Raw genomic sequence first — 22403 nt, 5'->3', positions numbered from 1 at the left:
TCGAGCAGAACGGTTCAGACCAGTTGTGGGGGGACACACATGCTCAAGCGATATTCTGACCAGGCCGCGCGCCTGAACTTCAAGGCCGTGCTCTTGGCCACCGCGTCGGCAGTCATGGTCGGCGCCGCAGCGGTTCCGGCCTTCGCGCAGGAAGCCGCCGCTAGTGAAGTCGATGAAGTCGTCGTGACCGGCTTCCGCCGCTCGCTGAGCGACGCACGCGACATCAAGCAGGACTCGGTCATCGCGGTGGACGCCATCGTCGCCGAGGACATGGCCAAGTTCCCGGACCTCAACCTGGCGGAGTCGCTGCAGCGCCTGCCGGGCGTGCAGATCACCCGCGAGGCCGGCGAAGGCCGCCGCATCTCACTGCGCGGTCTGGGGGCCGACTTCAGCCGCGTGCAACTGAACGGCATGGAAGTGCTGGGCAACGTCGACTCGGCCCAGGACAGCCGTGGCCAGCGGTCGCGTGACCGCGCCTTCGACTTCAACATCTTCGCCTCTGAGCTGTTCTCGCGCGTCGAGGTCGAAAAGACCTTCCAGGCGTCCCAGAAAGAGGGCGGCATGGCCGGGACGGTCGGCCTGTTCACTGGTCACCCGTTCGATAGCGGAGACGGCCTGCGCGGCGCCATGACGGCCAAGGTCGGGACCAACGAATACACCGACGACGCCCAGCCGCGCATCGCCGCCTTGGTCAGTCAGAATTGGGGGAACGTTTTCGGGGTTTCCTTCTCTGCGGCCTACAGCCGCCGCAGGACGACTGAGCAGGGCCACAACACCTACAACTACGTCCGCGAGGACCCCGAGGTCTGGCAGGAGATGGTCGACAATGGGCTGGACATCTCCAGGCTGACGCCCGAGCAGCGGGCCAAATTCCTGTCCGGCGATCTGTACTACGCCGACGGCAACCGCATCTCGTCGTGGAACGCCGAGCAGGAGCGGCTGGGCCTGACCGGCGCGGTGCAATGGCGCCCGACCGCGAACATGGAGCTGACGCTCGACGTGCTGCACGGCGAGTTCACCACCGAGCGCAATGAGCTCCACCTGGCCACGCGCCCGCTGAACGCGGCCGGTTCGGTCGCTTTCGATACGCCCGCAGGCGGCGTCTGGCCGGCGGCGTTCCAGACGGCGTCGATCATCAACGACCTGCGCTGGGACGACAGCGATTACGTGACCTACACGGACGTGAGCGGCACGACCTTCGGCAGCGAGCACCGGCGTTCGCGCAATGAGAACGAGTTCAACCAGATCGTTCTGACGGGAAAATGGGATTTGACCGACCGCCTGACGATCGACGGTCACATCGGTTATGAGAAGTCGACCTATGAGACGCCTTACGACGACAAGCTCTACATGCGCGCCAAGGGCAATATGATCGCCGACTATGGCGCGGATGGCCGCTCCGCCAGTTTCACCTATCCGGGCTTCGACGCCACCGATCCCGACAACTACGTGATGGACTCGTTCTATTATCGCGGCTTCCACAATGAATCGGAGCTGCACGAGGGCGAGTTGAATGCACGGTTCGAACTGAACGACATCTGGACGCTCAGCGCCGGCGTCGCCTACCATAAGTTCCGTCAGAACGGCATCGACACCTTCTACGACGACAACGTCAACGGCACGCGCGACAAGACGCGCGGCACCTCGGTGGCCGACATCGCCGATGTCTACACCAACGAGTTCGGCTCCTGGCTGGTCGGCAACTACGATCGGGCCTTCGAAAAATACGACGAATACCACCGCTTCGGCCCCAACGCCGACGGAACGGGCGGGGCGCTTCAGGACATCGAGAACGTCTTCGAGACCACCGAAGAGACCGTCTCGGGCTTCGTCCAGGCGGACTGGGACAGCGAACTGATGGGCCGCCGTTTCCGCGGCAACATCGGCCTGCGCGGCTACACCACCGACACCCGCAGCGTCGGCTGGATCCAGGGCGACAGCTATGCCTACCTGGGCACTTCCGACGTCGAGGGCGGCTATGAAGGCGTTCTGCCGGCCCTGAACACGGTGTTGGACGTGACGCCCGAGGTCCTGCTCCGCTTCTCGGCTACGCAGAACCTGAACCGGCCGGGTCTCGGCTCGATGGCGTCGGAAGGCAGCGCCTTCCTGGACGAGGATTCCGGCGAGATCACCGCCTCGCGCGGCAACCCGAACCTGGAGCCCTACAAGGTCAACGCCTATGATCTGGGTTTGGAATACTACTTCGGCGACGTCGGCCTGATCTCGGTCAGCCTCTTCAAGAAGGACATCACCAACTACATCGGCTCGGTTCTGCTGGAAGACGTGCCCTTCAGCGAAACGGGCGTTCCGTTCGGCACGATCCCCGGCGCCACGGCGGACACGATCGTCAGCGAGTTCTCGATGCCGGTCAACATCGAGGGCACGAACACGCTGAAGGGTGTGGAGCTGACGGTTCAGGCCCAGCTGACCTTCCTGCCGGCGCCCTTCGACGGCTTTGGCGTGTCGGGCAACTACACCAAGGTCGACGCCGATGAAGACCTGACGGGCTTCTCGCCCGAGAGCTACAACGCCACCCTGTATTATGAGACGAGCCAGTGGGGCGCCCGCGCCTCGATGAGCCATCGCGCGACATGGTTCACAGGCTATAACGATGATCCGATGAACGCCGGCACGCGGGGCTTCGAAGCCTCGACCTATGTGGACGCCGCCGCCTTCTTCAACATCAGCGACGATCTCCAGCTCACCCTGGACGCCGTCAACCTGACCAACGAGAAGGACACCCAGTTCTGGGGTCGGAACCAGTATCTGTACAATCAGAACCAGAGCGGCACGACCTATATGGTCGGGGTCAGCTATAAGTTCTGACACGATCGCAGCCTAGACTGGGCGCCCCGCCGCATCGGCTGGGGCGCCCTTTCGTGACCCGGATCCATGATCGTTTCACACCGCCACCGTTTCATCTTCGCCGCCGTGCCCAAGACCGGCACCCATTCCGTGCGTCAGGCCTTGCGCGAGCAGCTTGGCGACGAGGATGTCGAACAGGTGGGCCTGTTCGTCGACAAGCGTTTTCCCTGGCAGGATCTGGCGGCCATCCGCCACGGCCACCTGTCGCTGGCGCAGGTGCGGCCCTATCTCGGCGAAGAGGCCTTCGCGGGCTATTTCAAGTTCGCATTCGTGCGCAATCCGTTTGATCGCTTCGTTTCCTATTGCGCCTTCATGCATCGCGGCGGCGACGCCTTCGAGCGCCGGCCGCGCGAGGTGATGCGCCACTTCCTGTTCGAACAGCCGCCGGAACAGCATGTCCTGTTCCAGCCGCAGGCCTCGCTGCTGACCGGAGAGGACGGCCGGATACTGCTCACCGATGCGGTGGGCCGCATCGAGGACATGCAAGGGTCCTATGATGCGATCTGCGCGCGCATCGGCATCCCGTCGCGCCCGCTGGACCGGGTCAACAGCACGACACGCGACGACTACCGCCGCTATTATGATCCGACCCTGATCGAGGCGGTGGCCGCCCGTTATGCGCAGGATCTGGACCTGTTCGGCTACACATTCGAGGGACCGCAATGAGCGCCCCCGAACAGACCGCCAATCCTCGCAAGACCCGAGGCGTGCGCCGGTTGGGCCTGGTCGATATCGCCGCCCTCAAAGCAGCGGTGCAGGCCATCCCCGAAGCCGAATGGGACGCCGAAAACGCCGCCAAACCGAACAAGCTCGACGCGCTGGACGCGACCCGCCACATCGTCTTTCGATTCATCGACAGCGGCCGCGACTGGCGCGCCTCGCACAACCGCCGCGCCTGGCCGCAATGGCGGGGCCTGCTGGAGCCGGTGATGGCGCAGGCCGTGCGCGATTACGGCTATGCGCGGGGCGTCTTCCCCCGCGTCATGCTGGCCCGGATGGGCCCCGGCGGGGTGATCCATGCGCACATCGACGCCAACCCGGCCGCCAAATGGCCGCACAAGATCCACGTGCCGCTGGTCACCAACCCCGGCGTGACCTGCTTCTTCGGCGACGAGGAACACCATTTCCCGGCGGGCGAGGCGGTGGAGGTCGACAATATGGGCCCCCATTGGGTGCGCAACGACGGCGACGCCGACCGCATCCACCTGATCTTCGAACATTATGACGCCGACCAGCCGGACCCGGCCTGGATCGAGCCCGTTCCGACGGCTGGCGCAGCGCGGTGACGGCCGCGGCCGACCACGAGGAACGCGACGTCCTGTTGCAGCAGGCCCGCGACCTTCGCGCCCGCCAGCGCGTCCCCGAGGCTCTGGCTGTGCTGGATCGGCTGCAGCAAACCCACCCTAGGTTCAGCCGTCTGTATCAGGAGCGCGGCCATTGCCATGTCCTGCTGCGCGACGCGGCGCAGGCCATCGACGCCCTGCAGCAGGCGGTGCGGCTGAATCCCACCCTGCCGGCCAGCTGGGACATGCTGGAACAACTGCACCGGATGCGCGGCGACGCCGCCCAGGCGGGCTTGGCCGCTGAACGGCTTGCGGTGTTCAAACAGCTCCCGGCCGAGATCGTGGCGGCCAACAGCCTGTACGCCGACGGCGATCTTGAGCCGGCCGAAGACATCGTCCGCGACTATCTTCGCAAGGACGGCGACAACGTTGGCGCCCTGCGGCTGCTGGCGCGGGTTCGCCAGGCGCAAGGCATGCTGGACGAGGCCGCCGCCGTGCTGGAGGCGGTGCTTCAGCGAGCGCCCGACTATCATGCCGCGCGGCTGGACTACGCCATGGTCCTGTTGACGGTGCAAAAGCCGCTGTCGGCGCGGCGCGAGGCCGGGCGTCTTCTCCAGCACGACCCGGACGACCGCGACCACCTGAAACTTTACGGCGCGGCCTGCGTCGCTCTCGGCGACCACGAGCCGGTGATCGATCTGTACGCGCGGCTGCTGGACGATCGCCCCGCGGCGGGCGCCGAGGTCGCCGATCTGCGTCTGTGGCGAGCCAACGCCCTGAAGGTCACGGGTCGACAGGAAGAGGCCATCGCCGACTATCGCGCCTCACTGGCGGCGCGCCCGGACAATGGTGTCGCCTGGTTCAGTCTCGCCAACCTCAAGACCTACCGTTTCACCGACGACGACATCGCGCGCATGCAGGCGGCTGAAGGCCCACCCGGTCTGCAGGAGATGGACCGCATCTATCTGTCCTTCGCCCTGGGCAAGGCCTTCGAGGATCGCGCCGACTACGCGGCCTCCTGGCGTCATTACGAGCGGGGCAACGCCTTGCGGCGGACCGCCGGCCGATGGCGGCCTGAGGTCACGGATGCCTGCGCCGCGCGCCTGAAGTCGGTTTTCACGGCAGAGTTCTTCACCGCCCGCTCGGGCTGGGGCGCGCAGGACGCCGCGCCGATTTTCATCGTCGGCCTGCCGCGCTCGGGCTCGACCCTGATCGAACAGATCCTGGCCTCCCATTCGCAGGTGGAAGGCACGCAGGAACTGACCGAGATCGACCGCTACGTCGGCGAACTGTGCGATCGCGATCCCGATTGCGGCCTGCCGGCGCACCCTGAAGCCCTGACCCGGCTGACGGCGGAACAGGCTCGTGCGCTGGGCGAAAGATTCCTGGCCGACACCGCCGTGCATCGACGCCTGGGGCGGCCGTTCTTCATCGACAAGATGCCGAACAACTTCTGGCATATCGGTTTGATCCAGCTGATCCTGCCGCGATCCGTCGTCATCGACGTCCGGCGCGAGCCCATGGCCTGCGGCTTCAGCAATCTGAAGCAGCTGTTCGGCACGACCAACCAGGAGTTCGCCTATGGCGTCGACGACATCGCTCGCTACTACCGGACCTATCTCGACCTGATGCGGCATTGGGACGAGGTGCTGCCGGGTCGGGTGGCGCGGGTGGCCTATGAGGATGTGGTGGAGGATCTTGAGGGCGGCGTTCGGCGGATACTGACATCCTGCGGACTGCCGTTTGAACCGGGCTGCCTCGCCTTTCACGAGACACGCCGCAGCATCCGAACGCCCAGCTCCGAGCAGGTGCGCCGACCGATCAGCCGGGATGGGCTGGACCAATGGCGCAGCTACGCGCCGTGGCTGACGCCGCTGCGCGAGGCGCTCGGCGATGCTGTGACCGGCTACAGGGACTGATCGATGCGCCTGGCCAAACCCTTCTTTCAACTGCCCGTCCTGTTCGAGGTCGACCGTCTGCAGGCCGAGGTCGCGGCCCTGCCGGCCGAGGCCTGGGTCGCCCACCCCGACAGCGTGCCCGGCAACAGCGCGGCGCGTCTGATCAGCGCCGGCGGCGCACAGACGGATTCCGTCCATGGCCAGATGCTGCCGACCGCGTGGCTGGACTCCATGCCCTATACGCGACAGGTCCTGGCCGGCTTCGGCGTGGTGTGGAGCCGCTCGCGTCTGATGCGGCTGGCGGCTGGCGCCGGCGTGCCCGAACATGCCGACGTCAACTATCACTGGCACACGCGCGTTCGTCTTCACATCCCGATCCAGACCCGGCCGCAGGTGCGGTTTCACTGCGACGGCGAAACCGTCCACATGGCGGCGGGCGAAGCCTGGATCTTCGATAACTGGCGCCGCCACCATGTGGAGAACGGGTCGAACGCCGATCGCATCCATCTGGTCGCGGACACCACCGGCACCGCCGCCTTCTGGCAGCTCGCCTGCGGACGCCCCCCGCGGCGAGACCAGTGGCGCACCATGCCCTGGAATCCCGACGCCGCCCCACGCCTGCTTACCGAAACCGACCAGCGCTTTCCGGTCATGCCTGCGGCCGAGGTTCAGATGCTGATCGACGACTTGCGCGCAGAACTGACAATGGCGGTCGATACTTCTGACGCCAGGCTCCGCATGACCCGGTTCGGCCTTTTGCTGGAGAGCTTCGTCCAGGATTGGCGTCAGCTGTGCGCGCTACATGGCGTCGGCGGGCGTGCTCGACCGGATTTCGTCCGTCTGGCCAACGCTGTGCGCCAGGCCGCGACGCCCCTCGCCGCTGGGCTGGTCATGCGCACCAACAACGCCAGCGCCTTGCTTGTGCTCGAAAAGCGCGTGCTGCAGCATCTGGTCGTCGTGCAAGAGGCGCGCGCATGACCGCCCGTGGTCAGCCGAAAGCCATCGAGCGCGCAAATTTCACATAGCCGCCATAGTCGGGCTTGAAGCCGGTCCGGTAAGGGGAGGGCGGGCGTCGTGTCGGCGATTGGTCGTGACCGCCTAAGACATGATGACGCCAACAGGAACGACGTCGATGACGCACACCGCCCCTCGCTTTTTGATGTCGGCTCTAGCCCTGTCGATCACCATGGCCGGTGCGGTGTTCCTGTCTCCCGTTCAGGCGCAGACGGGGTCAGAGGCGAACCCCACCGCCGTCGCAGCGCCAGTGGAAGCGTCCGAGGGTCGGGCCAGAAACATCATCCTGTTTCTGGCGGACGCCGGCGGTGTGGCGTCCGTCAACGCCGCCAGCCTGTTGGCTTATGGCGAGCCGTTGAAGCTGCACATCCAGCAGTGGCCGAACCTGGGGCTCAGCGAGACCTCGCCGATCGACGACTTCGTCTCGGATTCGGCGAACGGCATGTCGGCGATCATGACCGGGGTAAAGACCAGGAACGGCGTGATCAGCCAGTCGCCAGACGCCGTGCGCGGTCACCGCGACGGGACGCCGACCAAAACGCTGCTCGAATACGCCGAGGAGCATGGGCTTCTCACCGGCGTCGTGACCAACATGCCGATCACGGACGCTACCCCGGCGGCGACCTATGCGCATTCCAACGACCGCGGCAAATGGGGCGAAATCTTCCCGCAGGCCTTCTCGCCACGGTTTGGTGACGGGGTCGACGTCCTGATCGGCGCCGGTCGTCGCCAGATCGGTGAGCAGATGGCGGAGACGGGTGGAAGCTTCGAGGCATTGAGCCGGACCCACCGCCGACCCATCTACGCGGCGCTCGATCAGGCTCCGGCCACGAACGCCCGACCTGTGGTGGTCGCCGACGATATCGACGTGCGCGCCGCCGCGCTGAGGGCTCTCGATCTGCTGCAGAACTCGCCCAAGGGGTATCTGCTGGTGATTGAATGGGACGCCCATACCGACGATCCGCGCCAGGGACTGCGTAACATCGCCGATCTGGACAGGCTGATCGCGGAGATCGAAGGGCGCGCCGATCTTCGCGATACCCTGATGCTGTTCACCGCCGACCACTCCTTCGGCCTGCAGGTCGATGGCGGCACGCGCGGCCAGGACGTGCTGGAGGGTTATGACGCCTGGAAGGCTTCGGGCGCGGATGATGAGGTCATTCGGCTGAAGAACGTCCTGGTCAATCGTAGTCACACGGCAGAGGAAGTCCCGGCCCTGGCCATCGGCCCGGGCGCCGATCAGGTCCGCGGCTATTTTGCCAACACTCATCTGTTTGAGGTGATGATGAGCGCCTTGGGCTGGACTTCAGACGCTGATTTGACCGACTGAGGGTTAAGCGAGCGCTATCAGGCCAAGCGCCCTGGGCGGCAGGGCCGATGCGCCTGGGCGGTGACGAACCAGATCGCCGACAGCGACAGCGACAGCGGCGCGACCCCTCCGAGAGGGAGGGATCATCTCGACGCCATGAATGTTCTCACGTTCCAGCTTTCGTTTTGTAGACAAAGTGAAAACCGGATATGCATGGACCGTAGCGATCGGCGCCGCATGGCGGCGTAGGGAGACATAGTTGCATGGCGGACGGTTCTCGCGTGATGTCGCGTGACACCTCGGAGCGTCGTCGTGAAATCACGACCATGGTTCGAACACGCGGCAGCGTTCAGGTTGCGGCCCTGTCCGAGATGTTTCACGTGTCCATGCAGACCATCCGCAAGGATCTGCAATATCTGGAGGAACGCGGCGTCGCGACGCGCGCCTATGGCGGGGCGATCAGCACCGAGGTGGTCAACGCCCCGGTCGAGCCGGCCATCGAGACCAAGCGGGTCAGCCACACCGAGGCCAAGGAGCGCGTCGGCAGGATGGCGGCAGGCATGGTCAAGCCGGGCGATTCCATCATGCTGGATTCAGGCACGACGACACTTCAGGTTGCGCGCTTCCTGCCCGACGACGAAGATCTGACCGTCGTCACCAACGACTTCGATATTCTGAGCGTGCTGGCGCAGAAGCGAAAGATAAAGATCGTCATGCTGGGCGGGGAACTGCGGCGGCGCAACATGGCCTTTTACGGGGCGCAGACCGTGGCCGCGCTGGACGACCTGCTGCTGGACAAGCTGTTCCTCGGGGTCGATGGGCTCGATACCGAACGGGGCATCACCACCCACCACGAACCCGAGGCGCAACTGAACCGTCGGATGTTCGAGACGGCCCGCGAAGTCATTGCCGTCACCGACGCGTCCAAGTTCGGCAAGATATGCCTTCATCGCATCATCGGCTTGAACGATCTGAACGCCCTGGTCACGGACACGGGCGCGCCGGCCTATATCGACGAAGCAGCCGAGCGGCTGGGGTTTCAGCTTCACAAAGCCTGAAGAGAGGCCGCGCCGCCTGAAAGGGCGACGCGGCCAGACTCCATTAGCGGCGCAGGGCCGCGTCGCCCCAGGTGACCACGAGCGGCAGGTCGCTGGTCAGGTCTTGCGACCGCGCGACCATCTCGACGATGCGAACGCCGCTTATGTCGGCGGCGAGGGTGCTGGGCGCCGCGCCAAGGCGCATGGGCGCGCTCTCGGCCAGCAGCCTACCATCGCCATAGATGGCGAAGCGCACCGGATCGCGCGTGTTGCGGGTGGAATCGTCCACGCCGACGCTGGCCTGGAAGCGTGTGTAGCCCGCATTTCGCACTTCCAGGCGTGAGTTCGTCAGCACGCCGAGCCCCGTGTCGAAGGCCTGGCCCGCGACCTTCAGGCCCTGGTCGTAGGGTGTGGCGTCGGCCTGGGCGCCGCCCCAGCCGGCATAGGTCGGGCGCTCGCCCGAACCACGCGTCTCGCCCCACACATTGCGCATCCGGTGCACGACGGGGTCCGGTTCCGGCGCGATCACGCCATCGACCGCCACATTCACGTCGCCCGGAACTTCGGACAGATAGACGCCGTCGGCCAGCTGCCGGACCCCTTCCGCCTCGAACACCAGGGTCTGGCGCGGCGCCAGCTTGAATTCGGCCTCTCCGGTGAAGGTCGAGGCGGACTTGTCCCAAAGGTCCTGAAGCTGGACCGGCGCATCGCCTGCGAACTTCAGATGGGCGGCCGTCAGGGTCACCTCGGTCTCGGAGAAGCCGCGGTTGAAGAGGGCCACGGCCTTCTTTCCATTCGACAGCGTCTTGACGATGATCTGCACGTCGTCCGACGCATAGGCGATGACGCCCTGATGGCCGGCCGGATCCTGGTTCAGCCGCACGATGTCGGCATTGCCCCAGATGTCCATCAGGCTTCGCGGCGCCTGGCGCAGGTCGTAGCTGATCAGCAGCGGGGCATTGATCATGGCCCACAGGGCGAAGTGGGACCGGGCCTCGGTCAGATGGTTCTGGTCGAAGTCGCCGTGCCCGACGAAGAGGATGTCTGGATCGTTCCAGGCGCCCGGCTTGGCGTATAGGGCGCGGGTCGAGGCGCTGTCGAAGTTATGCAGCATCCGCGTCCAGGTCGGCGTGATGTCGCCGCTGGTGCGCCACATGTGGCCGACGTCCTTGCCCCAGGATCGGACATCGGCCGAGCCCCAGTTGCAGATCGCCAGGATATAGTCGCCGTCCGGATTGTGTTTGTGCAGCGACTGGGCGACTTCGCCGTAGAGAGCCTGAACGGCAGGCACGTCGGTGCGGTTGATCGAGACCTGATCGATCAGAGGCGGCACAGGGGTGTAGGCGTGCTCGCGCACCAGCGGGTTGTCTGGCCCATAGACATTGATGCCGCACGCATCGACCTTGATGTAGTCGAAGCCCCATTCGGCGAAATAGAGCCCGATGTCCTGATCGACATGGCCATGGAGACCGACTTCGCGTTCGGCGGTCGTGCCTTCCGGCAGGTTGGGTGAATGCAGGTCATACGCCTGAGAGCAGGCGTTGCGGCCGATGTCGGTATAGATGCCGGCCTTCAGGCCCATGGCGTGCAGGGTGTCGGTGAAGGGCCGGAAGCTGGAATCCTGGCCCTCGATCCGCGCGGACGGGAAAATCGCCGTGCGAATCTCCAGACGTCCGTCCGACTGCCGCCGCTTGAGCCACCAGCCGTCGTCGATATTGACGTAGTTGTAGCCAAGATCGGAAAGGCCGCTGTCGACCATGGCCTTTGCTGCGCCCAGGACCTTGGCTTCGTCCACCTCGGTGCGAAAGGCGTTCCACGAGTTCCATCCCATGGGCGGCGTTCGCGCCTGCGACCGCTCGGGGATCGACCATTTGCCATGGGCCGCCAAGGGATCGGTTTGAGCGATCGCCGGCCAAGCCAGGCCGAGGATACCGCAGACGGCGACGGACGACAGAAGGGTGCGGACGGTCATGGGATCTCCGATCAGCGGCTGGGACGCGAGAAGAACTCGCGCCGTGCATTGGCGTAATAGATTTTGTCGATTACCGACCGGGGCAGGGCCAACCCCTTCGCATCGGCGTCGATGTCATCGACGCGCTGGGTGTCTGCGGTGGCCAGATAGGTCCAGTCCGATGACCACACCTGGTGGGCCGACTGCCTGAAGGCCTGCGTGTCCTCTCCCGGATTCAGGGTCAGATCGGTGCCGTATAGAATGCGGTCCTGATACTTGACGAAGAAGTCCCGGACCTTGCGGTGGTCGCGGACGGACTGGTGCTGAATCTGGGCCATGCGGGCGGCCAGTTCGATGACGGCGTTCGGATGGGCGTCGAGGAATTTCGCCGCCTCGTCGACGTTCCACTCCAGGCTGGCCATATGGGCGCCGACGACGTGAAGGTTGGGATTTCTCGCCACCATCGCATCGCGTCGGGCCATCAGATCCTGATAGCTCGGCATCTCCGGGTGGAGATACATGTGGTACTCGGGGTGGGCCGAGAAATAGAGCCGGTCGTTCCGGGTCGTCATCTGATCGAGCGGCAGCCAGCAGTTATAGGGTTCCCCCTGGTGCGCGATGAGTGGAACGCCCGTGTCGGCCAGGCGGCTGAAGACGGGATCGAAGCCCGCGTCGTCGATGAAGATCAGATGTCCCTCGGCGTCACGTTCGACCATGCCGATGTTCTTCCACACCTTCACGGCTAGGGCGCCGCGGCGGACTTCGGCATCGATCAGCGCATTGGTGCGGTCCGCCCATCCAGCTTGGCCGAACCCCTGCATCGAGAAGGTCGTGGCGTAATGGAAACGCTCGGGGTTCGCCTCGGCGTAGTGGTGCGCCACCTCCGCCTGGTCGCTAATCGAGGGGAAGGCCGGATAGTCGACATTGATCGACAGGATTTCGAAGTTGTCGGCGGCGGCCTGGTCCAGAAAGGCATCGTCGGCGACATTGACGTGCACATGGGCGTCGATCTTGCGCACACCGGCGAAATCCGCTGCGGCATAGGTTTCGCCCTCAAGGGTGGTGCAGGCGGACAGCGCCGCGCAGGCAAGGAGCGGAGCGGTCACAGCGAGCGCCCAGCGCGTGTTGAACCTCATGATGGTCTCCATCCAACCGAAATCAGCAGACAATGAAACATATTCAGATGTTTCGTTGTGCATCTTTTTGTTTGCCTTTGGAAAGGGGGCTATGCAAGGCTATTTCCAGGATGATCGTCAAAAGAGGGTGCGACGATGATGACGAAACCTCTTCTTCACCGCCGTGGTCTGCTCGCCCTGCTGGGGGGAACGGTCCTGGCGACAGGCGCGACGGGCGCGGGGCGCGCTTGGGCGGGGCCGGCCGTGGCGCGCGTCGGGGACGACGTTCTGACCGTCGAGTTCGATTCGGCCCTGAACAGTCGGCTGATCTCCGGGCTTGCCGGACAGCCGGTCGCCCTGACCGATTTCGGCGCTTCAGAGACGGTGACGCTGCAAGACGACCGGATCATCGACAGCTTCGCCTTTGTCGATCGGAGCCAGGCCGCGATCAGCGACGCTCATGGCCAGGGCGTGCGCTATGTGGTGCGCGGTGTTTCCGCCGAGGGGCTGGAAAAGACCGTCAGTCTGAGCTTCTACGACCGCTATCCCGGTTTTCCGCTGGTGAAGGTCGCCTGGCGCCATACGCGAGGCGAACCGCTGGCGATCAAGAGTTGCCGTGTGGGCGCGCATACGCTGAAGTCGTCCGGCGCGGGCTTCTGGTCCTGGTCCGGCTCGACGCACGCCGATCGCCGCGACTGGGTCCAGCCGGTGAAGGATGGCTTCGAGCAGGCCAACTTCATGGGCATGAACGCCTCCGACTACGGGTCGGGCACGCCGGTGGCGGACGTCTGGCGGCCAGACGCCGGCATCGCCGTCGGCCATATCGAGCTGACGCCGAAGCTGATCTCGCTGCCGATCATCGCTTCGGCGGTGGGCGCGTCCGTGGCTCTGGAAGAGGCGCGGGCCGTTACGTTGAGTCCTGGCGACGCCATGAACTCGCTCGACGCCTTCGTCACCGTTCACCGGCGCGACTATTACGCGACGCTCGACGCCTATCGTCGCGTGATGGCGGACCGCGGCCTGGCGGCGCCCAAGGCGCCGGAAGGATCGTACGAGGCGATCTGGTGCGCCTGGGGCTACGATCGGAACTTCACCGTCGCCGAAATCGAAGGCACCTACGCCAAGGTCAAGGATCTGGGCTTCAAATGGGCCGTGCTGGACGACGGCTGGCAAACCAACGAGGGCGACTGGGCGCTGGACCCTCGCAAGTTCCGCACAGAGGCGGACATGATCGCCTTTGCGCGCAACATCCGCGCGGCGGGGCTGAAGCCCCGGCTGTGGCTCGCGCCCCTGGCGGTCGATCCGGGGTCGGACCTGCTGCACGACCACACCGACATGCTGCTGCTGGACGAGAACGGCGCGGTCCAGGACGTGACCTGGTGGAACGCCTTCTACCTGTGCCCCGCCTACCAGCCGACGCGGGACTACACCCAGGCGCTGATCCGCAAGATCATCGGCGAGTGGGGCTATGAAGGGCTGAAGCTGGACGGTCAGCACATGAACGGGGTCGCCCCCTGTCACAACCCGGCCCACAACCATGCGCGCCCGGAGGAGTCGGTCGAAAAGCTCCAGGACTTCTGGAAGATGGTCTACGACACGGCGCGCGAAGCCAATCCTGAAGCCGTCGTCGAGTTCTGCCCGTGCGGCACCTCGTACGCCTTCCACAATCTGCCCTACACCAACCAGGTCCCATCGTCGGATCCATTGTCGTCCTGGCAGGTGCGCCTGAAGGGCAAGTCGCTGAAGGCGCTGATGGGGCGCGACGCCGCCTATGCCGGGGACCATGTCGAGCTGAGCGACGGCGGCGACGACTTCGCGTCGTCCGTCGGCATCGGGGCGGTCATCTCGACCAAGTTCACCTGGCCGAACGAGGGCAGGGGCAAGGACGCGAACTTCCGACTGACCGCCGAACGTGAGGCGGTGTGGCGCAAGTGGGCGGACATCTACAACGCCAAGATGCTGCCCAAGGGCCAGTACATGGGCGAGCTGTACGACATCGGCTTCGACAAGCCGGAAGCCCACGCCGTCGAGAAGGACGGCCGGCTGTACTATGCCTTCTACGCGCCGGAATGGGATGGGCAGGTCGAGCTGCGCGGCCTGGGTGAGGGCGGCTATCGCCTGACCGATTATTTCAACGGTGCGGACCTGGGTACGGTGACGGCGGAGGCCGCGCGCATTCCCGCCCGGTTCCAGCGGTTCCTGCTGATCGAGGCCGTTCCCATGCAAGGCGCACACGCGTGACCGACACTCCCGCGACCTCTCCCATCACGCCCGCCGTCACTTCGCGTCGCTGGCTGCTGTTCGCCTTTCTGACGGTCGGCCTGTGGGGGGTGTGGGGCGCGTTCGCGGGCATCTCCGCCCAGCGCGGCTTCCCTGAAACGCTGGTCTACTGCGTCTGGGCCGTCACCATGATCCTGCCGGCGGTGGTCGTCATGCAGCGCGAGAAGTGGAGGCTGGATCGCGATCCCAAGTCGATTCTCTTCGGCCTGCTGATCGGCCTGACCGGCGCCGGCGGGCAGATGATCCTGTTCTATGCGGTGACGACGGGCCCGGCCTATCTGATCTTCCCGATCATCTCCCTGTCGCCGCTGATCACCATCCTGCTGTCGCTGCTTCTGCTGAAGGAGCGCACGTCGCGGCTGGGGGCGCTGGGTGTGGCGCTGGCGCTGGTCGCCCTTCCCCTGTTCGACTTCTCGCCGCAGGGCTTCTCGTTCACGCAAGGGTCGACGTGGTTTCCGCTGGCCTTGATCATCATGGCCTGCTGGGGCGTGCAGGCCTACTTTATGAAGCTGGCCAACAACCACATGAGCGCCGAGAGCATCTTCTTCTACATGATGCTCAGCGGTTTGCTGCTGACCCCGGCGGCTCTGGCGATGACGGACTTCTCCAAGCCCATCAACTGGGGCTGGGACGGACCGTGGCTGGCGGCGGTGATCCAGATGCTGAACGCCGTGGGCGCCCTGTTCCTCGTCTACGCCTTCCGGCACGGCAAGGCGATCGTGGTCTCTCCGCTCACCAACGCCGGCGGACCGCTGGTCACCGCCGTGATTTCGCTGCTGATCGTCGGCGTGATGCCGGGCGAACTGAAGATGGTCGGTCTGGCGCTGGCCTTCATCGCTGCGGCGCTTCTGGCGACCGCTGCCTAGTTCGGCGTCGGCGTCGGAGGGGCCATGTTCCCCTTGCATGGTGTGTGAAACGCGCCGTGAAGTTTCGGTTTCATTGCTTTGATTGCGTTTCAAGTGGACTTCAGTAGAGTGGAAACCTGTTACCGAAAGGATTTCCTATGAAGGCGATGCGCGACCTCGTCGCCCGGCACAAGTCCGGGCAGGCTTGTGGCATCTATTCCGTATGCTCGGCGCATCCGTTGGTCATCGAAGCTGCGTGCGTTCACGCGCTCGATACCGGGCTGGACGTGCTGCTGATCGAGGCGACCTGCAACCAGGTCAACCAGGACGGCGGCTACACCGGCATGACGCCGGACAAGTTCCGCGACTTCGTCCACGCCATCGCGCGTGACGCCGGTCTGCCGGTCGATCGCGTGCTTCTGGGCGGCGATCACCTGGGGCCCAATCCGTGGACCGGCCTGCCTGCCGAAGAGGCGATGGCGAAGGCGGAAGTGTTGATCGAGCAGTATGTGGCTGCCGGTTTCCGCAAGATCCATGCGGACTGCTCCATGTCGTGCGCCGACGATCCGACGCCGCTGCCGGAAGACACGATCGCTCGCCGCGCCGCGCGGTTGATCAAGATCGCCGAGGCGACGCAGGCGCGCGTCGGCGGCGAGGCCTGCGTCTACGTCATCGGCACCGAGGTGCCTGTGCCGGGCGGGGCCGCCGAAGACCTGCCCGAGCTGGAAGTGACCACGCCCGAAGCGGCGCTGGCGACGATCGAGGCGCACCGCATCATCTTCGCGGCCGAGGGCCTGGCCGAAGCCTGGTCGCGGGTCATCGGCGTGGTCGTCCAGCCGGGCGTCGAGTTCGATCATCACAAGGTCATCGACTACGAGCGCGCCAAGGCGGTCGATCTGAGCGCTGCGCTGGACGGACAGTCGCACATCGTCTTCGAGGCGCATTCGACCGATTACCAGACCGCCGGAGCGCTCAAGGCCCTGGTCGAAGATCATTTCGCCATCCTCAAGGTCGGGCCGGGCGTGACCTTCGCCCTGCGTGAGGCGCTTTGGGCGCTGGACGCGATCGAACGCGAATGGATCGGCGAGGAGCGCGCGTCGCGGTTCCGCCATGTCGCCATCGAGCGAATGAAGGCCGATCCGCGCAACTGGGCCAAATACTATCATTCGGCGGGAGCGGATCTGGAGTTCGATCTGCAGTACAGCCTGTCCGACCGGATACGCTATTACTGGCCGGACCCGTCCATCGTGGCCGCCCAGGACCGGATGTTCGCCAATCTGACGGAAAATCCGCCGCCGATGGCTCTGATCAGCCAATATCTGCCGGCGGCCAACGCCGCCCTGCGCGAGACCGCGCTGCCCTCAAATCCGACCAATCTAGTGATCGCCCATATTGGCGCGACCCTGGAAGCCTATCGGATCGCCTGCACCCCCGAGCCGGAGTTTGCTCATGTCTGACGTCACCCAATTGGGTTTCGAGGAATTCGAACTGGAGCGGCTGGGCGGCCTGTGGACCGCGCGCGAGATTGTGCAGCAGCCGGCGATGTTGCGCGAAACCCAGAAGCTGTTGATGGCCCGGCGCGCCGAGATCGAGGCGTTTCTGGATCCGCTTTTGGCCATGCCTGGACTTCGCATCATACTCACGGGCGCGGGAACTTCGGCCTTCGCCGGCGAATGCCTGGCGCCGGTACTGTCGGCGCGTCTGGGCAGGCGGGTCGAGGCCATCGCGACGACGGACCTGGTCTGCGCCCCCCACCTCTATTTCGAGGCCGAGACGCCGACCCTGCTCGTGTCGTTCGGCCGCTCCGGCAACAGCCCGGAAAGCGTAGCGGCGATTGAGCTCGCGGATCGCCTGGTGAAGAGCCTGAGTCATCTGGTGATCACCTGCAACGCCGAAGGCGCCTTGGCCGCCTATGGTCAGGGGCCGCGTGGTCTGACCGTGCAACTGCCCGAAGCGACGCACGACCGCAGCTTCGCCATGACATCGAGCTTCTCGTGCATGATGTACGCCGCCCTGGCGGTGTTCAGCGGCCTCGCCGTCATGGACGCACGGGTCGAGGCCATCGCGCGCGCCACCCAGGCGGTGATCGCGAACTATACCTCGGTGATGCAGTCCGCCGCAGCGGAGGGCTATCAGCGCGTCGTCTATCTGGGCAGCCACATCTTCAAGGGGCTGGCCAGGGAGTCAGGGCTGAAGCTGCTGGAGCTCACCAACGGCGCGCTGGTGACGATGTTCGATTCACCGCTGGGGTTCCGCCATGGGCCCAAGACGATCGTGAACGATCGTACGCTGATCGTCGTCTTCTTCTCGAATGACGCCTACACTCGCAGCTACGACATGGACCTTTTGGATGAGCTGCGCCGCGACAACGACGCCGCCCGCGTCATAGCCATAACGGCCCAGGAGGGTGTGGGATTGTCCGAGCAGGACCAGATCAGCGTACAGGGCCTGACGGCCTCGGACGATGTGGACCTGCTGTTCCCCTATATCGTGGCGCCCCAGATGCTGGCCTTCTTCGAGTCCCTGCAGCTGGGTTTGAATCCCGACAAGCCCAACACGTCCGGCACTGTGAATCGGGTCGTGCAAGGCGTGCGGATTCACGAGTTGAGCTGATGCGGGGGCAGGGAGAGTGAGCCTGTCTGACGGGTGTTATCTGGGCGTGGACGGCGGCGGCACCAAGACCGCCTTCGTGCTGGTTGACCGCGCCGGCCGCGAGCTTGCCCGACACGAGGGCGGTTCCAGCTATCACGTCGATATCGGCGTCGAGAAGCTCCATGTTCTGCTCCACGACGGCGTTCATTCGGTGCTGCGGCAGGCAGGAGCGTCGGCGGATGACGTTCTCTACGCCTTCTTCGGATTGCCCGCCCATGGCGAGGATTCGCAGATCCAGCCCGTTCTGGACGTCATTCCAGAGGCCTTGCTTGGGCATCGCCGCTATGCCTGCGGCAACGACATGATCTGCGGCTGGGCCGGCTCGCTCGCCGGCGAGGATGGGATCAATATCGTCGCCGGCACCGGCTCCATCGGATACGGCGAGCGCCAGGGCCTGTCCGCTCGCGGCGGCGGATGGGGCGAACTGTTCTCGGACGAAGGCTCAGCCTACTGGATCGCCATCCAGGGGCTTAACGCCTTCTCGCGCATGTCGGATGGTCGCCTTTCGCGCGGACCCCTGCATGATCTGCTGGTGCAAGAGTTCGCCCTGACGAACGACCTGGATCTGTGCGCCCACATCTATTGCAGGAGCGCGCCCCAACGTGACCGGATAGCCGCCATTTCGAGGCTGGTCGCGCGTGCGGCGGTGCAAGGTGACGAGGCCGCACGTCGCATCTTCGTCGACGCGGGCGAAGCCCTGGCCCAGATCGTGGACACGATCCGACAGCGGTTGGAGTATCGGTCCGGAGAACCCGTAAACCTGTCCTACTCAGGCGGGGTGTTCCAGAGCGGCGAACTGATTCTTGATCCCTTCAGGCGGCGGCTTTCGGCCTGTTCGCCGGACTACAGGATCATTTCGCCGCGCTACAGCCCGGCCATCGGCGCCGCCATCTATGCGGCGCGTCTCGACGGCGCATCGCTCGGCATCGCCGTCGCCGCCTGATCGGGCCGTCGCATCTCGATTGTCTGGGCTTGCACCTGGACCGCCGACGTCATGAAGCGACGAGGTCGAGAGATGTTGGTAGGGCCCAATTCGAGACTCTTATGACCTCTTTCGCCCCTGGTTCCGGGTCGGCTAAGGCGAGCCGTGCGCCACTTGAGCAGGATATTTGCCGACGGGAGCGGCCATGTCCGCTCTGCTGATGCTCCCGCCGAAAAGTTTCGTTACGTATCTATTTGACAGTTTCGCGAAACCGTAGTTCCCTTTTGTAGCGTTTTCTTGACTGAACCGAAGCCTCGGCAGTTCAAGCGGCGTTCGTCGATCATGCGAGTTAAAGGGGATCGCAATGTCACGTCGTCTATCACTTCGAACAGCCGCTCTAGCGGGCGTCGGTTTCGCAGCCTTGCTGTCCGTCGGCACGGCTCACGCCCAGTCAGCCGACACTGATGAAATCGAAACAACGGCTGACCAAGCCCAGCAGGTCGATGAGATCGTCGTCGTGGGGACGCGGGGAAGCATCGCCCGCGCCGTGGGTCTGAAGCGCGAATCCGGCACGGTGCAGGATTCCATCAGCGCGCTCGAACTGGGCATGTTTCCGGACGACAACGTCGCCGACTCCCTGAGCCACATCACCGGCGTTTCGATTTCGCGTACTGCGGGCGGCGAGGGGCAAAGCGTCAGCGTTCGGGGATTGGGCCCCGAATACACGCTGTCGACCTTCAACGGCCGCATCCTGGCGACCGACGGCGCGGGACGCGACTTCGCGTACGATGTCCTGCCTTCCGACGTCATCAGCGGCGCCGATGTCATCAAGGGCGCCGAAGCGGCGAACACGGAAGGCGCGATCGGCGGCCTGATCAACCTGCGCTCCGCCAGCCCCTTCGACCAACGCGGCCAGCACGGAATCATCCGCGTCGAGGGCGACCGCAACCAGATGTCCGAGTTGGACGGCAGCAAACTGTCGGCCGTCTACAGCAACACCTTCTTCGACGACACCTTCGGCCTGATCCTCGGGGTCGTGAGCGAGCGGCGCGACGACCGTTCGGACGTCGCCGGCAATGATGGTGGCTGGACCCGCAACCCGGATCCGACGGACGAGAGCTGGCTGTGGGGCAACGCCTGGGGCGGCAATATCGACCCGAACGGCAATGGCGAACTGGACGTCGAAGAGTACGGCCTGATCGGTCCTGGCCAGTTCCGCGTGGGTTCGATTCTGGAGAAGAAGAAGCGGACCGCCTATACGGCGAAGCTGGAATGGCGACCGACCGACAACTTCCGCTTGGTCGTCGATGGCCTGTCGACCAAGCTCGACTCGCCGCAGGTCGGCTACCAGCAGTCCTTCTACACGCTGTATGCCCCCGGCCGCTGGTCGAACATGGTGATCAACGACGGCATCGTCACCAGCTTCGACATGGCCAACCCCGATCCTGAGCAACGTCTCAATCCGGAACTGCTGAACCAGACCACCTATCGGGTCGTCGAGACGCAGCTTTACGGCGTGAACGCCCAGTGGGACGTGACCGACAGCCTGACCCTGACCGGCGATGTCTATCGCTCGACGTCCAACCGGAACTCGGGCGGTCAGGACAGCTATGTCGTCCTGCGGATGAACCAGGCCAATACCGCGCAAATCGCACTGAACGGCGCCTATGTGCCCGACGTCACCATCAATTTCGATGACGGTCGCGATCTGTCCAGCGGGCTGGCCAACGGCGAGTTCACGGATTCGGATTTCAACACCCACTACTTCTCGCTCGCAGGCGACAATATCGAGGACGAGATCACCGGCGCCGCCTTCAACGGTCGTTGGACCGCAGGTATCGGCTGGCTCGACAATGTGCAGTTCGGCGTCAACTATACGGATCGCAGAAAGTCGCGGGATCTGGTCAACAACTCTCTGACGGGCGGCGCCGACTACTATTCCGGGACCTACGCGATCAATGTCGGGGATCTCGGCGGCGGCGTGATCTCGAACAGCTTCACCTTCCCCAACTTCATGAGCGAGGTGAACGCGAAGTTCCCGCGCACCTTCCTGGCCTTCGACGTCGCCAGCTATCAGGCGGCTCTGGCCGCCTATGACGGCACGCCGCGTCCCGGCGGCGGCGGCGTGTACGATTACGCGGCGGCTGCGCCGGTGTGGAACCCGTTGCAGAGCTATCGCGTCAGCGAGGAATCCTGGGCCGGCTTCCTTCAAGCCAATCTGTCGGGCGAGCGCTGGAGCGGCAACGTCGGCGTCCGCGTGGTCCAGACGAACACCAGCGCCCAGGCCTGGGACGCCAAGATCCTCGACATCATCGAGAATGGCGCCTTCAACTATACGGCGGTGTACGACGACCCGACGGCCATCACCCAGGACAACGACTACACCTACGTCCTGCCGTCGATAAATCTGAACTATCGCATCACCGAGGAACTGCGCCTTCGCCTGGGCGCGGCCAAGACCATGGCCCGTCCGTCGGTCGAGACCCTGGCGCCGACGAACACCACCGAAAGCGTGTCCTGGGGCGAGTTCACCCAGATCTACGGCGGCAACGCGGCCCTGAAGCCGTATTCGGCCGTGCAGTATGATGCGTCGCTGGAATACTATTTCCGCCCGAACTCGATCTTCAACATCGCCGTCTTCAAGAAGGATATCGAGGACCAGATCACCACCAGCTGGGAACCGGGTCAGGACATCGGCGTGCCGGGTTATCTGTTCAACGTCCAGCGCCCGATCAACGGCGACACGGCCGAGGTGCACGGCGTCGAAGTCGGTCTGCAGCACTTCCTGGACAACGGCCTGGGCGTGCGGGCGCAATACACCCGCAACTGGTCCAAGAGCTATGTCGGGGATCTGGAGCGGCCGCTGGAGGGCATTGCGCCGTCGGTCTATTCGCTGGGACTCTTCTACGAGCGCGGGCCGCTGTCGATGAGCGCGTCGGCGGACCATACGGATGGGTTCGTCACCGCGATCAACGTCCTGGGCGAAGGCTACAACGAAGAAGCCGACCCGATCACCTGGGTCACGGCCCACATTTCCTACAAGGTGACGGACAACATCGACATCTCGCTGGAGGGCCAAAACCTTCTGGATGAAGCCAACACCTATTCGATCAACGGCAACCCCCTGCTGCCGCAAGGCTATTATCGCTACGGGGCGTCCTACAAGCTGGGCCTGAGCTACAGGTTCTAAGCCGCCTGCGCCGCAAGGGATGACTTCAATCCCGTGAGGCCA

The 22403-nt window shown here is 64.7% G+C and carries 15 protein-coding genes; 13 read left to right on the top strand and 2 right to left on the bottom strand.

Annotated features, from left to right (window positions below; genetic code table 11):
* Positions 1-39: 39 nt before the first annotated feature.
* From ACP69V_RS10495 to agaR, 7 genes are all read left to right on the top strand, one after another.
* The gene (locus ACP69V_RS10495; RefSeq protein WP_426023775.1) at positions 40-2826 is read left to right on the top strand and encodes a TonB-dependent receptor; all 2787 of its coding nucleotides are present in this window, start codon (positions 40-42) and stop codon (positions 2824-2826) included.
* A 66-nt stretch (positions 2827-2892) separates the two neighbouring features.
* Positions 2893-3531 (top strand): sulfotransferase family 2 domain-containing protein, encoded by a 639-nt coding sequence (locus tag ACP69V_RS10490; RefSeq protein WP_426023774.1) that lies wholly within the window; start codon positions 2893-2895, stop codon positions 3529-3531.
* Positions 3528-4151 (top strand): aspartyl/asparaginyl beta-hydroxylase domain-containing protein, encoded by a 624-nt coding sequence (locus ACP69V_RS10485; RefSeq protein WP_426023773.1) that lies wholly within the window; start codon positions 3528-3530, stop codon positions 4149-4151. Before ACP69V_RS10490 ends, ACP69V_RS10485 begins: the two co-directional genes overlap by 4 nt.
* Complete coding sequence (locus ACP69V_RS10480) at positions 4148-6067, top strand: sulfotransferase (RefSeq protein ID WP_426023772.1); 1920 nt, start codon at positions 4148-4150, stop codon at positions 6065-6067. Before ACP69V_RS10485 ends, ACP69V_RS10480 begins: the two co-directional genes overlap by 4 nt.
* Positions 6068-6070: 3 nt before the next feature.
* Complete coding sequence (locus ACP69V_RS10475; protein WP_426023771.1) at positions 6071-7024, top strand: aspartyl/asparaginyl beta-hydroxylase domain-containing protein; 954 nt, start codon at positions 6071-6073, stop codon at positions 7022-7024.
* 154 nt (positions 7025-7178) lie between these two features.
* Complete coding sequence (locus ACP69V_RS10470; RefSeq protein ID WP_426023770.1) at positions 7179-8390, top strand: alkaline phosphatase; 1212 nt, start codon at positions 7179-7181, stop codon at positions 8388-8390.
* Positions 8391-8632: 242 nt separating this feature from the next.
* Positions 8633-9427: a transcriptional repressor AgaR gene (gene agaR, locus ACP69V_RS10465; protein WP_426023769.1), complete on the top strand. Its 795-nt coding sequence runs from the start codon at positions 8633-8635 to the stop codon at positions 9425-9427.
* A gap of 43 nt (positions 9428-9470) precedes the next feature.
* On the opposite strand, the gene ACP69V_RS10460 is transcribed toward agaR, so the two are convergent.
* Complete coding sequence (locus tag ACP69V_RS10460; RefSeq protein ID WP_426023768.1) at positions 9471-11378, bottom strand: NPCBM/NEW2 domain-containing protein; 1908 nt, start codon at positions 11376-11378, stop codon at positions 9471-9473.
* 11 nt (positions 11379-11389) lie between these two features.
* Entirely contained in the window at positions 11390-12493 is a 1104-nt protein-coding gene (locus ACP69V_RS10455; protein ID WP_426023767.1) for an amidohydrolase family protein, read from the bottom strand.
* Between the two features lie 135 nt (positions 12494-12628).
* Between ACP69V_RS10455 and ACP69V_RS10450 the strand changes: the two genes are divergently transcribed.
* The 6 genes from ACP69V_RS10450 (at position 12629) to ACP69V_RS10425 (ending at position 22361) form a co-directional block, all read left to right on the top strand.
* Positions 12629-14713 carry a glycoside hydrolase family 36 protein gene (locus ACP69V_RS10450; RefSeq protein WP_426023766.1) on the top strand — a complete coding sequence of 695 codons (2085 nt, stop codon included), beginning with the start codon at positions 12629-12631 and terminating at the stop codon, positions 14711-14713.
* Positions 14710-15618, top strand: coding sequence for an EamA family transporter (locus ACP69V_RS10445; RefSeq protein WP_426023765.1), 909 nt, complete (start codon positions 14710-14712; stop codon positions 15616-15618). Before ACP69V_RS10450 ends, ACP69V_RS10445 begins: the two co-directional genes overlap by 4 nt.
* 137 nt (positions 15619-15755) lie before the next feature.
* Positions 15756-17054 carry a D-tagatose-bisphosphate aldolase, class II, non-catalytic subunit gene (locus ACP69V_RS10440; RefSeq protein ID WP_426023764.1) on the top strand — a complete coding sequence of 433 codons (1299 nt, stop codon included), beginning with the start codon at positions 15756-15758 and terminating at the stop codon, positions 17052-17054.
* A complete protein-coding gene (locus ACP69V_RS10435) occupies positions 17047-18210 on the top strand; it encodes an SIS domain-containing protein (protein ID WP_426023763.1) in 1164 nt (387 codons plus the stop codon). Before ACP69V_RS10440 ends, ACP69V_RS10435 begins: the two co-directional genes overlap by 8 nt.
* A gap of 16 nt (positions 18211-18226) precedes the next feature.
* The gene (locus tag ACP69V_RS10430) at positions 18227-19192 is read left to right on the top strand and encodes an N-acetylglucosamine kinase (protein ID WP_426023762.1); all 966 of its coding nucleotides are present in this window, start codon (positions 18227-18229) and stop codon (positions 19190-19192) included.
* A 400-nt stretch (positions 19193-19592) separates the two neighbouring features.
* On the top strand, positions 19593-22361 hold the full coding sequence (locus tag ACP69V_RS10425; RefSeq protein ID WP_426023761.1) for a TonB-dependent receptor: 2769 nt from the start codon (positions 19593-19595) through the stop codon (positions 22359-22361).
* The last annotated feature ends 42 nt before the right edge of the window (positions 22362-22403 follow it).

The sequence above is a fragment of the Brevundimonas sp. PWP3-1b1 genome (genome assembly GCF_049896065.1).
Classification (GTDB): Bacteria; Pseudomonadota; Alphaproteobacteria; order Caulobacterales; family Caulobacteraceae; genus Brevundimonas; species Brevundimonas intermedia_B.
Note: the sequence above shows the minus strand (reverse complement) of the source record. Positions and strands in the feature narration are given on the sequence as shown.

Excerpts from the sequence above, each read along its gene's own strand:
- ACP69V_RS10495 (WP_426023775.1), top strand. The coding sequence starts at position 40 with ATGCTCAAGCGATATTCTGACCAGGCCGCGCGCCTGAACTTCAAGGCC.
- ACP69V_RS10490 (WP_426023774.1), top strand. The coding sequence starts at position 2,893 with ATGATCGTTTCACACCGCCACCGTTTCATCTTCGCCGCCGTGCCCAAG.
- ACP69V_RS10485 (WP_426023773.1), top strand. The coding sequence starts at position 3,528 with ATGAGCGCCCCCGAACAGACCGCCAATCCTCGCAAGACCCGAGGCGTG.
- ACP69V_RS10475 (WP_426023771.1), top strand. The coding sequence starts at position 6,071 with ATGCGCCTGGCCAAACCCTTCTTTCAACTGCCCGTCCTGTTCGAGGTC.
- ACP69V_RS10470 (WP_426023770.1), top strand. The coding sequence starts at position 7,179 with ATGACGCACACCGCCCCTCGCTTTTTGATGTCGGCTCTAGCCCTGTCG.
- agaR (WP_426023769.1), top strand. The coding sequence starts at position 8,633 with ATGGCGGACGGTTCTCGCGTGATGTCGCGTGACACCTCGGAGCGTCGT.
- ACP69V_RS10460 (WP_426023768.1), bottom strand. The coding sequence starts at position 11,378 with ATGACCGTCCGCACCCTTCTGTCGTCCGTCGCCGTCTGCGGTATCCTC.
- ACP69V_RS10455 (WP_426023767.1), bottom strand. The coding sequence starts at position 12,493 with ATGAGGTTCAACACGCGCTGGGCGCTCGCTGTGACCGCTCCGCTCCTT.
- ACP69V_RS10450 (WP_426023766.1), top strand. The coding sequence starts at position 12,629 with ATGATGACGAAACCTCTTCTTCACCGCCGTGGTCTGCTCGCCCTGCTG.
- ACP69V_RS10440 (WP_426023764.1), top strand. The coding sequence starts at position 15,756 with ATGAAGGCGATGCGCGACCTCGTCGCCCGGCACAAGTCCGGGCAGGCT.
- ACP69V_RS10435 (WP_426023763.1), top strand. The coding sequence starts at position 17,047 with ATGTCTGACGTCACCCAATTGGGTTTCGAGGAATTCGAACTGGAGCGG.